Here is a 13,999-nt window from a genome sequence, read left to right on the forward strand (position 1 = left end):
TTTGATTAGCGACGGCGACTTAAAATGTGATGTTCGTTTTGTAAAAACTGACTGCGAGAATTTCTCATGCGCTCAATGCGCTCTTCAGCTAAGCGATCTGCCGCTGCATAAGTAGCAATGTGATCACGGTTTGCGATCTCAATGACGCGCTCAATGTTTTGGTAGATACCTTCTACTTTTTTCAGTGCACGCTCACGGTTATATCCGTAAAGCTCATCCGCTACGTTAATTACTCCACCTGCATTGATAACATAATCCGGTGCGTAGACAATACCCATTTCGTGAATCATGTCACCGTGACGTGATTCTTTCAATTGGTTGTTTGCCGCTCCTGCGATGACTTTTGCTTTGATTTGTGGAATGGTTTGATCATTGATCGTTGCACCAAGGGCACAAGGAGCATAGATATCACATTCAACTCCGTAAATTTCATCTGGCTCAACTGCTTTTGCACCAAATTCTTCAACCGCACGCTTCACAGATTCTTTGTTGATGTCCGTTACGATCAGCTGTGCTCCTTCTTCGTGTAAATGACGGCATAAGTTGTATGCTACATTTCCGACACCTTGAACCGCAATGACTTTTCCTTCAAGTGAATCACTTCCGAACGCTGCCTTCGCTGCTGCTTTCATCCCTTGATACACACCGAATGCTGTTACAGGTGATGGGTTTCCTGAAGAACCAAATGCAGGAGAGATTCCTGTTACATAGTCCGTTTCTTGGTAGATAAGATCCATATCTTCTACTGTTGTACCAACGTCCTCAGCCGTAATGTAGCGGCCGTTAAGACCTTGAATATAGCGACCAAACGCACGGAATAGCTCTTCGCTTTTATGTTTTTTCGGATCGCCGATAATAACCGTTTTACCGCCGCCTAAGTTCAAACCAGCTGCAGCATTTTTATACGTCATTCCTTTTGCAAGGCGTAGCGCATCTTCAATAGCTGCTTCTTCTGATTCGTACGTCCACATTCTTGTACCGCCTAGCGCTGGCCCTAGCGTTGTATCATGAATGGCAATAATTGCTTTCAGACCTGATTGTTTGTCCTGACAGAATACTAATTGCTCATAGTCATATTGTTCCATATATTTGAAGATTTCCATTTTACGTTTCCTCCCAGAATTATTCGCCTCGTGCTACTAAAGCAGCTACGGCAAGCGAATGTAGTTTACTTTCGGCTGAATCTGCCCGAGATGTTAAAATGATTGGCGCAGTCGCACCCGCAATAACGGCGCCGACTTTTGCATTCGCAAAATACATCAATGATTTGTAAAGGGCATTTCCAACTTCAATTGTTGGTGTAACTAAAATATCTGCTTCTCCTGCGACATCGCTTTGTATGTTTTTATGCTTCGCCGCTTTTATTGAAATGGCATTGTCAAGCGCAAGCGGGCCGTCTACGACACACCCTGCAATCGTTCCTTCGCGGTTTAACGTCGTTAATGCCGCTGCATCGATCGTTGCCTGCATGTTAGGATTCACGGTTTCGATGGCTGCTAATGCCGCCACTTTTGGGTACGTTACCCCCAATTTTTTCGCTACGCCTACCGCATTTTCAATAATTTGTGCTTTTTGCTCAAGTGAAGGGGCAATATTCATCGCTGCGTCTGTCAGATAGATCAGACGTTCATAGCCCGGCACCTCAAACAGCGCAACGTGTGATAACACGTTTCCTGTTCGTAAACCCCATTCTTTATTAAGGACAGCCTTTAAAATTGTAGAAGTAGGTAAATTACCTTTCATGACAATATTTGCTTCGCCTTGATGAACAGCTTTTACGGCCATCATGGCAGCTGTTTGTTCATTCTGGGCATTCATCACTTTCACTTCACTGGCTGATTCCAATGAATGGTCAACCATCATGCTTTTTATTTTGTCCTCATCCCCAAATAAAATAAATTGTGCTAGGTTTTTGGAGATGGCTAATCGCACGGATTCAATTACTTCTGGATCCTCTGCTACTGCAACAGCAACAGTTAAAGAGGGCATGTTTGCTGCTTTTTCAAGTACCTGCTCGAAATTCTTCATCTTATCTACCTCACTTTTCTGTCCGTTTTTATATCTTGCAAGAATCGTGCCAACTTTTATCATTCGCACAAAAAAACGCACTTCGTAAGGCGCAGACTACTTGTGGAAAACAGGCACCCTCGTAAATTATACATAAAAAGCAGGCATATGCGCAATTATTTGCATAGTGTGCCATCTATTGCACGCTATTTTTTGCAAGATTATACTTTTCCATCTTGTAATAAAGAGTACGCACTGAAATTCCTAGTTGCTTTGCTGTTTTGGTTTTATTGTAGTTGTATTTTTCAAGCACTTGTCTCATCACCTGCGCTTCGTAAACCTCTACGAGATCATTTAACGTCCCCTCATGATCGCTGCCTACAACAGGAGCAAGAACCGTCTTCTTAGGCTCAGACACGGACTGTAGCTCTGGAATGTGGTGAACATCAATGAACTGCTCGTTGTAGTGCATATAAATAACGGCACGACCTAAGATATTCTCCAGCTCACGAACGTTTCCTGGCCACTCGTACTGTTTCAAATAAACCAATGCAGCAGGCGTAAGCCCCTCAACATTTCGGCCATAATCTTGATTGATTTTTTGAATTAAGTGCTGTGAAAGCAATTCAATGTCTTCTTTTCGTTGCCTGAGCGGAGTAATGTGAATCGGAATTTTATTTAACCGATAATAAAGATCTTCTCGGATTTTTCCGTTTGCCATTCCTTTTTCCAAGTGAACATTTGTTGCGGCAATCACTCGGACATTAATCGGAACAGCTTTTGTACCTCCCACTCGAACAATTTCTTTCTCTTGGAGCACCCGAAGAAGCTTTGCCTGCATTTGAGCAGACAGCTCGCCAATTTCATCTAAAAAAATACTTCCGTTATTCGCTTCTTCAAACAATCCTCGTTTACCGCCTCGCTTTGCGCCTGAAAAAGCGCCCTCTTCATACCCGAACATTTCACTTTCAAGAAGCGTTTCTGAGATTGCCGCACAGTTTACACGAATAAACTTGTTATATTTTCGATCACTTGCATTATGGATGGCGTGGGCAAAGAGTTCTTTTCCTGTTCCGGATTCACCGCGTAATAAAACGGTCGCAGGCGTTTTGGCTGCGAGCTTTGCTTGCTCAATGGCTAGCTTAAATTCTTCTGAATTGCCTATAATATCATCAAATGAATATTTGGCTTCTAAGGTGCGAATAATTTGCCTTGCACGATTTAATTCATTGGTTAGCTGTTTAATCTCGGACACGTCATGAATGACCCCAACGCTTCCTTTTAATTTGCCGTCGACAATAACAGGTGCTACGTTCACAAGCACATCTTTTTTATGAGCCCCAACCTTCATTCGTACGCTACGCACCGGACGTCTCGTTTGGAGCACTTTCATATGCATGCTTTCTCCTTCAGAAATATCAGCGGTAGCCGGCTTTCCAATCACGTCCTCTTCTTTTAGTCCTGTCAACCTCGTATAAGCTGGATTAATAAGCAACCCCGTTCCATCCTCATCTACGACTGAAATCGCTTCTTCCGATGATTGAATAATCGCCTCGAGCATCGTTTGAATTTCTTTTAAATTGGTTACTTCCTTCGCTAGATCGACAACTTCTGTAATGTCTTTAAAGAGCGCAAAAGCTCCAAACAGTTCCCCCTGATCATTCAATATCGGAATACGTGTTGTAATAATTTTTTTTCCGTTCTCAAACGTAAACTCATGGTTTCGCTCTACTTTTTTCGTTTGCAGTATGTAAGGAAGCTGACTCGCTGGAATCACCTCTAAAACAGGATGTCCTAGCACATCTGCTCGCTTAAATCCCGTAATTTTTTCTGCGCTTTTATTAAATAGCGTAATTCGCTCCTCGTTATCAATGACAATCATGCCGTCGTGCGCCGTATTGAAAATTAAATCATGCTTGTAGGATTCTGTTTTCCATTTAAATACAAGCTCTTCTTTTTCCTCCATCAGCTCTGAGATGATATGCGCAACCGAACCTGGGATTACGACCGTATGACGATTTCGCCAAACGTTTTTTAGCTCTTCATAGACATCTTCATCTCCGGTGGCATCAATAATAATATCGATTGAAGCATCCTTAAATTGTTCCCATGATGAGGACGTCATCAGCCCTAATTTTTTTGCTTCCTCCATCCCCGGTGCACCCTTGTTAATATCAACCATTCCAATTACCCTCAGCATGTCGCTTGCGATGACCATTTGTAAAATAGCTCGTCCACCTTTTCCCGCTCCAACAATTAATACGTTTTGCATACATCATCCACCTTGTATGTTCTTTATGTTCTTGTTTCATTATCCTCTAGAAAATGTGCAATTCTTTGCATACCTCTATAATAGCGTTTCCAAATCCCTCTTGACAATTTTCTGTATTTTTATATGATTCAGATAAGTAATCTTTTACGAGAGGATTTTTTCCATGATACGTATTATTGCGTTACTTATTTTACTTATTCCTGGTTTTCTAGCAGGATACGGCATTAAATTAATGAGGGATATGTTTTTTGGTATTCTTCAGCCGCCCTTTCATTCTTTATTCCTTCAGTTCTCGATGGGGCTCATTCTTTTTTTAGGTGGATTAGGATTCGTAGCTGGCTTTATCCTTCACCGCGACAGAAAAAGAAACAAAGTACAGCAGCGATTTCAAAAAAATAATCTCGATTCCAAATAAGTGAACATGGAATCGAGATTATGACGGTTCATGTATGGTGAAACACCTTACGAAAACAATGCTCTCATTTTCTCTGGATAATCGGTGATGATGGCGTCACAGCCCATTTGAAACAGTTCCGTTGCTTTGTCCGCATTATTTACCGTATACGGGCGAACGGCAAGACGATCGTCCTGCGCCGCTGACACAATCACGTCATTTAGCGTGCGGAAATTAGGGTGAAGCGCATCCGCTCCTACACTTTGTGCGTACGTCCACGGCTCAAACAGCTGATATGAATACAAAATAGCCGTTGGAATCGTCGAGTCAAAGCTCTTCGCCCGCACAAGGCTATTATGATTGAACGAAGATAATATGACGCGATCTTTTAGCCCATAATGGTAAATCATATTCAGAACGACAAGCTCCAAATTTCGATATTCAAACACATTGTTTTTCAATTCAATATTGACGAGAAGCGGTGTGGTTGCGATCCATTCAAGCACTTCGGCAAGAGACGGGATCGGACACCCTCCGTATTTCTTTTTAAATTTATAACTCGCATCTAATTTTCGGATTTGTGCGTACGTCATGTCTTTTATGTACCCTTTATGTCCGGTTGTGCGATCTACCTTTTCATCATGGATGACCATCAGCTCACCGTCCTTTGACATGTGAACATCCAACTCAATCCCAATAGCGCCTACACGCGCTGCTTCTTGAAACGAAATCATTGTATTTTCAGGATGTGTTCCTGCAGAACCTCGATGTCCGTAAATCTCCATCTGTATCAACTCCTTTTATACACTATACCCAATTCTAAAATTCAATTCAAAAATGAGCGTAATTTTGCTATACTTACACATACATTTTACATAAAAAAGGAGCTGGTTATGAATGCGTCCATTACAAATTTCACCTGAAACAGCTGTAAAGCTTGCCGAAAAGCTTAATATTCCGCTTGAACAGCTTATGCATATGCCACAGCACATTTTGCTTCAAAAGCTTGCGGAATTAGATAAAGAAGAAAAGTAACAAAAAAAGACACCTTCCTTTACTGGTAAATAATCTACCAATAAAAGAGGATGTCTTTTTTATCAAACATAAAAAAAGTTTGTCGGTCTAAAAAATATGTTTGTTGATAAACGTACATTGGGTAAATGTCAGTAGGCTAAACCCATGTCGTATGAACAAGTCTAACGGTCTCAGCTAACTTTGTGTTCAAGGCGTAGCTTATCTGCCACCATCGCAATGAACTCGCTGTTCGTTGGCTTCGCTTTGGTCATGCTGACGGTGTATCCGAATAGCGAAGAAATTGAATCAATGTTTCCTCTGCTCCAAGCTACTTCAATGGCATGACGAATAGCGCGCTCAACGCGGCTTGCTGTCGTGTTATATTTTTTGGCGATATCCGGATAAAGTACTTTCGTAATCGATCCTAATAATTCAATATCCTTGTAAACCATTGAAATGGCTTCACGTAAATATAAATAACCTTTAATGTGCGCTGGCACTCCAATTTCATGAATAATACTCGTAATGTTAGCATCTAAGTTATTTGAACGGTTATCTCGATTATTTTTCAAGGATGAAGTGGGACGTTTTAACACGGCTGAGGACTTTCCACTAACTTGGCGAATATGATTTACTAAGTTCTCCATATCAAATGGCTTTAGAATAAAATAAGATGCGCCTAAATCGACGGCTTTTTTCGTAACATCTTCTTGACCGAATGCCGTTAACATAATGACATTTGGATATGTTCCTTTGTTCATATCGCGTAACTGACTTAACACAGCCAATCCATCTAGATGTGGCATAATGATATCTAGAATAAGTACGTCCGGGTCGTTTTCTTTCAGCATATGCAAACATTCCTGTCCGTTATATGCTACGCCAATGACTTCCATATCATCTTGCTCTGAAATATAGTCTTCCAATAGCCCAATTAATTCTCTGTTGTCATCGACCAAACATACTTTAATTTTTTTCACAACAGATTCCTCCTCAATCCCTTATAATCCTTAAACCCCATAAACGGTACAAAGCATTCCTATGTTTATTCTAAATCATCAATTCGACAATGCAACAAGTTTTCCTTTATTTTTTGAAAAAAAAGCAAAAATAGTGGAGCTTTGCACCTATTATTGTTTAGATATGGAGTTTTTAGCGTAAAAAAGACGAACTATGATTAGCTCGCCTTTTTCTGAACGCCCTTATAAATGTTAATTCCTGCCTCATTTAGCATCCATTCAATATGAACACCGTATCCAGAAGTCGGATCGTTTACGAATACATGTGTGACAGCACCAATAACCTTCCCGTCTTGAATAATTGGACTCCCACTCATTCCTTGGACAATACCGCCTGTTTTCTTTAATAGGACAGGGTCTGTAATTTTAATCACCATTCCTTTTGTTGCGGGAAACTTTTGCGGAATGGTGCTAATGACTTCTACGTCGAACTCTTCCACTTTGTCATTGTCAATGACAGTCAAAATTTTAGCAGGCCCCTCTTTTACTTCATTTGATAAAGCAATTGGGAGAGGTTTATCTGCGATGCCATTTTCAATCGAATCATGAAGTTTGCCAAAGATTCCAAAAGGGCTATTTCGATTAATATTCCCCATAATATGGCGATCTTCAGAAAAGCGCGCTAATTTCTCACCCGGAACACCATGTGCTCCTTTTTCGATAGACGTCACCGTCGATCGTACAATTTGTCCATCTTCAACCACAATCGGCTTTTTCGTATCCATGTCAGAAATAACATGACCAAGCGCACCGTATTTTTTGGACTTCGGATCGTAAAACGTCATCGTTCCAATTCCAGCTGCTGAATCACGAATATAAAGACCAATTCGATAAGCGTAGTTGTTTTTATCTTTGACAGGAACAAGCTTTGTTTGGAAATGCTCTTTATCACGCAGCACTTCTAAATCGAGAGGCTTTCCTGTTTTTCCAGCGGATTGAATAAACGGCGTAATATCACTCATTTTTTCAATCGTCGTACCGTTAATTTTCGTAATCATATCTCCTACTTGAATACCTGCTTTTTCACCAGGAGATTTCTTTCCGTCTTTTGCCTCAATCTGATGATACCCTACTACAAGCACACCGCGCGCATTGAGCTTAACACCAATGGATTGGCCACCAGGAATAACCTTGAAATCTGAGAGCACCTTCACATCTACCTTTTTCACAGGAATCCCTGCTACGGCTAATGTTAACGGTTCTTCGCCAATTTCTTTCCCTTTGATGACGACCTCATGATGATCGGCCGTTTCGCTTTTAAAAACGTTTTGAGCGGTTGAAGTAGCTGGTAATGCTGTGTGAATAGAAGCTTCTTGATGTTCAAAGACCGTTACTTGCGTTGGAATGTTGATATAATTACGTAGTTCCGGAAAAAATCCTAATCCTATCATCGCAACAAGGAGAATAGTTCCTATGAACTTTCTGTATTTAATTTTCACGCTGTCATTCACTCTCCTCGCTTCCGATGCCCACACCATTTTTTTAGTTGGCTACAGTTTTAATGTAGCCTTCTTACGCTCCATTTATAACTGAACGGTCAATAAAAAACATCTTAATTTTCAAAAGAAACGTGTATAATGCTCTTTCGCAAACGTTCCGAATCATTCCTGCCTCTAAAAGTAGTTTGCCTCAGGAGAAAACGAAAAAAACATGGATCTCCGCCTCGAGATCCATGTTTTTTAATGTTTGAAACGATCCGCTAAATCAAGCAGCTCTTTCGCGTGTTCTTTCGTTAAATCCGTAATTTCAGCACCGGCAATCATTCGTCCGATTTCTTTTACTTTTTCAGACTGACTCAGCGGTTCTACAGCCGTAGATGTACGGTTGTCTTTCACCTTTTTTGAAATAAATAAGTGAGTGTTTGCCATCGCCGCAACCTGAGGCAAATGAGAAATACACAGCACCTGAGAACCTGTCGAGATGCGGTAAATTTTCTCACCGATCGCCTGAGCTACACGACCGCTTACGCCGGTATCCACTTCATCAAAGATAATCGACGTGACGCCCTGATGCTTTGAGAAAATGCTCTTTAGCGCGATCATAATCCGGGACAGTTCTCCACCAGAAGCGATTTTCGCGAGCGGCTTCAGCGGCTCCCCTGGGTTCGTTGATAAATAAAATTCAACGTGATCAATTCCACTGCGAGTGAATTTCACATGCTCTCCGTCCAGTTCAATGTCTTGAAGAGACGGCGTCACTTTCGTAAATTTCACTTCGAAGATTGTTTTTGCCATGTACAGTTCTTTTAGTTCCTGATGAATACCCGCCGTTAGCTTTTCACCTAGCTTATGACGAAGAGCCGAGACATTTTTAGCTTCGACCAATAAATCTTTTGCGACCGCTTTAAGTTCTGCTTGAATGTTTGAGAGATGAGTGTCTCGATTTTCAATTTGGTCCATTTCGTCTTCAATCGTAGCCGCGTATTCCAAAATTTCTTCTACGCTTTGGCCATATTTACGCTTCAATTGATTGATTTCGCTAATACGTGACTCAATATAATCTAAGCGTTTTGGATCGTACTCCAACATATCCAGCTGCTGACGAATTTTAAAAGACGCATCCTCAAGCTGATAAAAAGAACTCGATACGGCTTCAGAAATTTCCACATAGGCATCGTCAAGCTCTTGGATATCCTCTGCATTTCCCATGGCAAGACCGACCCAGTCTAGTCCTCTTTGCTCCCCGTGGAGAGCATTATAAGCGTCGTTTAGCGCGTTATAGATCTTTTCAAAGTTTGAAATTTTCATTCGTTCTTCCATTAGATCATTGTCTTCGTTTGGCTGTAAGTTCGCTGATTTAATTTCCTCTAGCTGAAATTGAATTAAATCCAAGCGGTGCGCTCGTTTCTGCTCGTTTTCTGAAAGCTTATTTAGCTGCTTCTTCAAATCCATGTAGCGCTCGTATACTTGCTGATACTCTTCAAGCGCTTTGGCAATTTTCTCTCCGCCATATTGATCAAGCATAGCCAAATGACGGTCTTGATTCATTAAATCCTGATGCTCGTGCTGACCATGTATATCAATTAGAGTTTGTCCAATTTCTCGTAAAATGCCTAACGTTACAAGCTTTCCGTTAATGCGGCAAATGCTTTTTCCGTTTGTCGTAATATCTCTGCGAAGTACAAGCATATCGTCCTGAACATCAATTCCAACTTCTGCTGCCTTTTCATAGCACGGGTGATCTGCCCCAATTAGAAATAGTCCTTCAATTTCTGCTCGATTTGTTCCATGACGCACAAACTCTGAGGAACCTCTTCCACCGACAAGAAGCTGAATGGCATCAATAATAATTGATTTCCCAGCACCTGTTTCTCCGGTTAAGACCGTCAGACCCTTTTCAAAGGAAGTCGTCAATTCATCAATAATCGCGAAATTTTTAATGGATAGCTCTGCTAACAAATTTACTCACACCTTTATCTCGATTGGCTAGAAGAACAAAGAAAGAGGGTTTTCTCCCTCTTCATCTCCTAAGCCTTATTCACGGACAACTGATATGACGTTCACTGTCCTGTCATTTAATCCACAAATGACGTCTTAAAGCATTTCTACTAAGCGATCTGCAATCACTTTTGTATCTTCAGGAGTACGACAAATGATTAGACACGTATCATCTCCACAAATCGTTCCTAAAATTTCTTCCCAATCTAAATGATCTAGCAGTACCCCTACTGCGTTTCCATTCCCCGGTAACGTTTTCATCACGAGCATATGACCAGCAGAATCAATTTTAACAAATGCATCCATGAGCGCTCGTTTTAACTTTTGCAGCGGATTAAAGCGTTGATCCGCAGGGAGACTGTATTTATATCGCCCATCCATGAGCGGTACTTTTACTAAATGTAATTCTTTAATGTCACGTGAAACCGTTGCTTGCGTAACATTAAAACCTTGGTTCTTTAAAATATCTACTAATTCATCTTGTGTTTCAATATCGTTCGTCGTAATAATTTCACGAATTTTAATATGACGTTGACCTTTATTCATTGCGCACCTCGCCGTTAATCAGTAATTTACTTACATCGTAGTCGATTTTTATCGTTTTATGCAATCTTTTTTCACTTTATTTTTTAAAGTCATGAGGATTTTCACTCATTTTCTTCGTGGACGCGTCAATTTCTCCCAGCCTCTTCCTCTTCTGACAAATAAAAAGCTGACTCATGAGAGAACTCTCCTCTACGAGTCAGCTTTAATTATTGCCCTGTTCGTTTGTAAGGAGCTGTGAGAATACGCCAGCAGGCTTTATTGCTCTTTATCCTTTTTCTCTTTCAGCGTCGAATGCGCTTCTGATACAAGCGTCTCTACGTCCATTTGAAGTTGGTTTTCTCCCACTTCTTGTCCTTCTCCAGGCCATTTTAAGTGAAGAAGAAATTCAATGTTGCCCTCTCCACCTGTAATAGGAGAATAAGATAAATCTGCAATCGTATAGCCTTGCTTTTGCGAGAACTCAATCATATGTTCCAGCACTTGTTGATGTACTTTTGGATCTCGGACAATTCCTTTTTTGCCAACTTGCTCCCTTCCTGCTTCAAACTGTGGCTTTACAAGCGCCACGACGTCACTGTTCGGTACGAGTAGCGTTTTTAAAACCGGCAAGATCAGCGTAAGCGAAATGAACGAAACATCAATAGATGCAAATTCTGGCATTCCTTCTTGCAAATCAGCAGGTGTTACATAACGGAAATTGGTGCGTTCCATTACGACTACGCGCTCATCCTGACGAATTTTCCATGCAAGCTGATTGTACCCTACATCGATCGCATAAGACATTTTCACGCCGTTTTGAAGCGCGCAATCCGTAAATCCTCCCGTGGAAGATCCAATGTCAATCATAATCTTGTCTTGGATTTCTAGCGCAAATTCCTTCAATGCTTTTTCAAGCTTTAAACCACCTCGACTAACATAAGGAATTACGGCTCCCTTTACGATAAGAGGTAAGTCCCGGGAAATCTTCTCCCCGGGCTTATCTAGTCTTGTTTCATTCGAGTAGACGAGTCCTGCCATTACAGAGCGTTTTGCTTTTTCTCTTGTTTCTACTAAACCACGTTCTACGAGTAAGACATCTACTCTTTCTTTTTTTGTCAAAGCACCTCAAGCCCTTTTTTGTTAAATTGTAATAGTTTTTGAATGTTTTTAACGACTTCTTCCGTCGTTAAACCAATTTCCTCAAGCAATTTTGTTACGCTGCCATGCTCAACGAATTGATCTGGAATTCCCATGCGGTTAATTTTCGTTTGATAGTAGCCGTGATCGATCGCAAATTCTGCTACTGCACTACCAAATCCACCTTGTAGCATGGATTCCTCTAACGTTAAGATCGGCTGTTTTTCACCGAAAATGGAGTGAAGCATATCTTCATCCATCGGCTTGATAAAGCGTGCGTTCACAACACGAATTGACACATTTGCTTTTTCTAGCTGTGCTGCCGCTTCCATTGCCATGGGAATTGTTGTACCGAACGTTAAAATGGTCGCATCCGTTCCTTCTTTTAACACTTCCCATGAACCGATTGGAATTTCTTTTAGTTCGTCATCCATCGAAACGCCTACACCGTTACCACGTGCATAGCGCATAGCAATCGGACCATCATTATATTTCAGCGCCGTATTAACAAGGTGCTGTCCTTCATTTTCATCCTTTGCCATCATCAGTACCATGTTTGGCATGTGACGAAGGAATGAAATATCAAATACGCCCTGATGCGTCTCCCCATCTGCCCCAACTAGGCCTGAACGGTCAATTCCAATGAACACATTCAGATTTTGGCGACAAATATCGTGGAGCACTTGGTCATACGCACGCTGTAAAAACGTAGAATAAATCGCTAAGAATGGCTTCATCCCTTGCGTAGCAAGACCTGCTGCCATTGTTGTGGCGTGCTGCTCTGCAATCCCTACGTCGTACATACGGTCTGGCAACTCCTTAGCAAATTGCTCAAGCTTTGAACCGACCGGCATTGCTGGCGTGATCGCTACGATTCGTTTATCTTCGTGAGCAAGTCTTAATACCGTATCACTAACGAGCTTGCTCCAGCCAATTGGCGGCGCTTTGTCTGGTTTAATGAACGCACCTGACTCAATTTTGTAGGGACCTGTTCCATGCCACGTACCGACCGTATCTTCTTCAGCTGGCAAGTAGCCTTTCCCTTTTTTCGTAATAACGTGCACAAGCACTGGACCTTTTGTTTTCTTTGCATAGCGAAGCGTTTCAAACAGGTCATCAAAATCGTGCCCGTCTACTGGTCCGAGGTACGTAAATCCTAAGTCCTCGAAAAACATTCCCGACACGACCATGTATTTTAAGCCATCTTTCACTCGTTCAACAGTCGATGCTAACTTTCCGCCTACTGCTGGAATTTTACGAAGGAGTACTTCCATTTCATCCTTCACCCAGTTGTATTTACCAGCGGTACGAAGCTTACCAAGCACGTTGTTAAGCGCCCCAACATTCGGAGCAATCGACATTTCATTGTCGTTCAGGATAACCGTCATATCGGTTTGTTCATGCCCAATGTGATTTAAAGCTTCAAGCGCCATTCCGCCTGTTAATGCGCCGTCTCCGATGATCGGAATGATGTGTGCACCTGTTTTGTTTAGATCACGTGCCGCTGCCATTCCCATTGCGCCTGATAAAGAGGTTGAACTATGGCCGGTTTCCCATACGTCATGCTCACTTTCATTTCGTTTCGGAAAGCCGCAGAGACCTTTGTATTGACGCAGTGTCTCAAACTCACATGCGCGTCCCGTCAAAATTTTGTGAACGTACGATTGATGCCCTACGTCCCATAGGAACTTATCTTTTGGGCTGTCATAAATCTTGTGAAGCGCGAGCGTTAGCTCCACTACTCCAAGATTCGGCCCGATGTGGCCGCCAGTTGCGGACAGTTGCGTAATTAAAAACTTTCGTATTTCTTCGCTCAATTCAATGAGCTGTTCTTTTGACATCTTTTTTAGAAATTGAGGATTCTTTATAGCTGTTAGATCCAATTTGGATCACTCACTTTCATACTTGTTATAAAATTACCTTAATACATTGTGAAATATTTTATACATGTTAGTCAAATTTTAGTAGTTTTTGTCTATCGTTTTTTTAGATAATCATTTCTGCTTCACAGCTTGATCGATTACTCATTACCTGCGAGTAAGGTTCGCAAATGAAAAGGTGATTGAACATACACACTATGTATGAACATGCGATTCCTTTATTTAAGTGGATTTATATACTATACCTTTGATTGCGAAAACTAAACGCTGATTCGATCAAGACGTATTTTATCCATCTTGTTTTTAATGAAAAA

General features: G+C 41.4%; 12 protein-coding genes. 2 read left to right on the plus strand and 10 right to left on the minus strand.

The window, feature by feature from the left end:
- Positions 1-5: 5 nt before the first annotated feature.
- The 3 genes from bcd to IE339_RS18560 form a co-directional block, all read right to left on the minus strand.
- Positions 6-1,103: a Leu/Phe/Val dehydrogenase gene (bcd, locus tag IE339_RS18550; protein ID WP_242169990.1), complete on the minus strand. Its 1,098-nt coding sequence runs from the start codon at positions 1,101-1,103 to the stop codon at positions 6-8.
- 19 nt (positions 1,104-1,122) lie between these two features.
- Entirely contained in the window at positions 1,123-1,989 is an 867-nt protein-coding gene (gene yqiS, locus IE339_RS18555; RefSeq protein ID WP_423809799.1) for a phosphate butyryltransferase, read from the minus strand.
- A gap of 214 nt (positions 1,990-2,203) precedes the next feature.
- Positions 2,204-4,279: a sigma-54 interaction domain-containing protein gene (locus IE339_RS18560; protein WP_242169996.1), complete on the minus strand. Its 2,076-nt coding sequence runs from the start codon at positions 4,277-4,279 to the stop codon at positions 2,204-2,206.
- Positions 4,280-4,442: 163 nt separating this feature from the next.
- On the opposite strand from IE339_RS18560, the gene IE339_RS18565 reads away from it, so the two are divergent.
- Positions 4,443-4,694 (plus strand): DUF2627 domain-containing protein, encoded by a 252-nt coding sequence (locus IE339_RS18565; RefSeq protein WP_242169999.1) that lies wholly within the window; start codon positions 4,443-4,445, stop codon positions 4,692-4,694.
- A 47-nt stretch (positions 4,695-4,741) separates the two neighbouring features.
- Here IE339_RS18565 and IE339_RS18570 read toward each other — a convergent pair whose 3' ends face one another.
- Positions 4,742-5,458, minus strand: a complete 717-nt coding sequence (locus IE339_RS18570) for a glycerophosphodiester phosphodiesterase (RefSeq protein WP_242170002.1) — start codon at positions 5,456-5,458, stop codon at positions 4,742-4,744.
- 112 nt (positions 5,459-5,570) lie between these two features.
- Here IE339_RS18570 and IE339_RS18575 point away from each other — a divergent pair, with 112 nt between their 5' ends.
- Positions 5,571-5,708, plus strand: coding sequence for a YycC family protein (locus tag IE339_RS18575; RefSeq protein WP_242170005.1), 138 nt, complete (start codon positions 5,571-5,573; stop codon positions 5,706-5,708).
- A gap of 170 nt (positions 5,709-5,878) precedes the next feature.
- On the opposite strand, the gene spo0A is transcribed toward IE339_RS18575, so the two are convergent.
- The 6 genes from spo0A to dxs all read right to left on the minus strand — a co-directional run bounded on the left by spo0A (position 5,879) and on the right by dxs (position 13,688).
- Positions 5,879-6,667, minus strand: a complete 789-nt coding sequence (gene spo0A / locus IE339_RS18580; RefSeq protein ID WP_242170007.1) for a sporulation transcription factor Spo0A — start codon at positions 6,665-6,667, stop codon at positions 5,879-5,881.
- 197 nt (positions 6,668-6,864) lie between these two features.
- Positions 6,865-8,145, minus strand: a complete 1,281-nt coding sequence (spoIVB, locus tag IE339_RS18585; RefSeq protein WP_242170009.1) for a SpoIVB peptidase — start codon at positions 8,143-8,145, stop codon at positions 6,865-6,867.
- Positions 8,146-8,385: 240 nt separating this feature from the next.
- Positions 8,386-10,104, minus strand: coding sequence for a DNA repair protein RecN (recN, locus tag IE339_RS18590; RefSeq protein WP_242170011.1), 1,719 nt, complete (start codon positions 10,102-10,104; stop codon positions 8,386-8,388).
- Positions 10,105-10,239: 135 nt separating this feature from the next.
- Entirely contained in the window at positions 10,240-10,689 is a 450-nt protein-coding gene (gene ahrC / locus IE339_RS18595) for a transcriptional regulator AhrC/ArgR (protein ID WP_053402180.1), read from the minus strand.
- 255 nt (positions 10,690-10,944) lie between these two features.
- Positions 10,945-11,787, minus strand: coding sequence for a TlyA family RNA methyltransferase (locus tag IE339_RS18600; protein ID WP_242170013.1), 843 nt, complete (start codon positions 11,785-11,787; stop codon positions 10,945-10,947).
- A complete protein-coding gene (gene dxs, locus IE339_RS18605; RefSeq protein WP_242170015.1) occupies positions 11,784-13,688 on the minus strand; it encodes a 1-deoxy-D-xylulose-5-phosphate synthase in 1,905 nt (634 codons plus the stop codon). Before dxs ends, IE339_RS18600 begins: the two co-directional genes overlap by 4 nt.
- Between the last annotated feature and the right edge of the window lie 311 nt (positions 13,689-13,999).

Origin of the sequence: Priestia koreensis (assembly GCF_022646885.1) — a bacterium.
GTDB lineage: Bacteria > Bacillota > Bacilli > Bacillales > Bacillaceae_H > Bacillus_AG > Bacillus_AG koreensis_A.

Bases quoted from the DNA above. Each gene is read 5' to 3' on its own strand.
- IE339_RS18570 (WP_242170002.1), bottom strand. From the start codon at position 5,458: ATGGAGATTTACGGACATCGAGGTTCTGCAGGAACACATCCTGAAAAT.
- ahrC (WP_053402180.1), bottom strand. From the start codon at position 10,689: ATGAATAAAGGTCAACGTCATATTAAAATTCGTGAAATTATTACGACG.
- bcd (WP_242169990.1), bottom strand. From the start codon at position 1,103: ATGGAAATCTTCAAATATATGGAACAATATGACTATGAGCAATTAGTA.
- IE339_RS18560 (WP_242169996.1), bottom strand. From the start codon at position 4,279: ATGCAAAACGTATTAATTGTTGGAGCGGGAAAAGGTGGACGAGCTATT.
- IE339_RS18575 (WP_242170005.1), top strand. From the start codon at position 5,571: ATGCGTCCATTACAAATTTCACCTGAAACAGCTGTAAAGCTTGCCGAA.
- IE339_RS18565 (WP_242169999.1), top strand. From the start codon at position 4,443: ATGATACGTATTATTGCGTTACTTATTTTACTTATTCCTGGTTTTCTA.
- yqiS (WP_423809799.1), bottom strand. From the start codon at position 1,989: ATGCCCTCTTTAACTGTTGCTGTTGCAGTAGCAGAGGATCCAGAAGTA.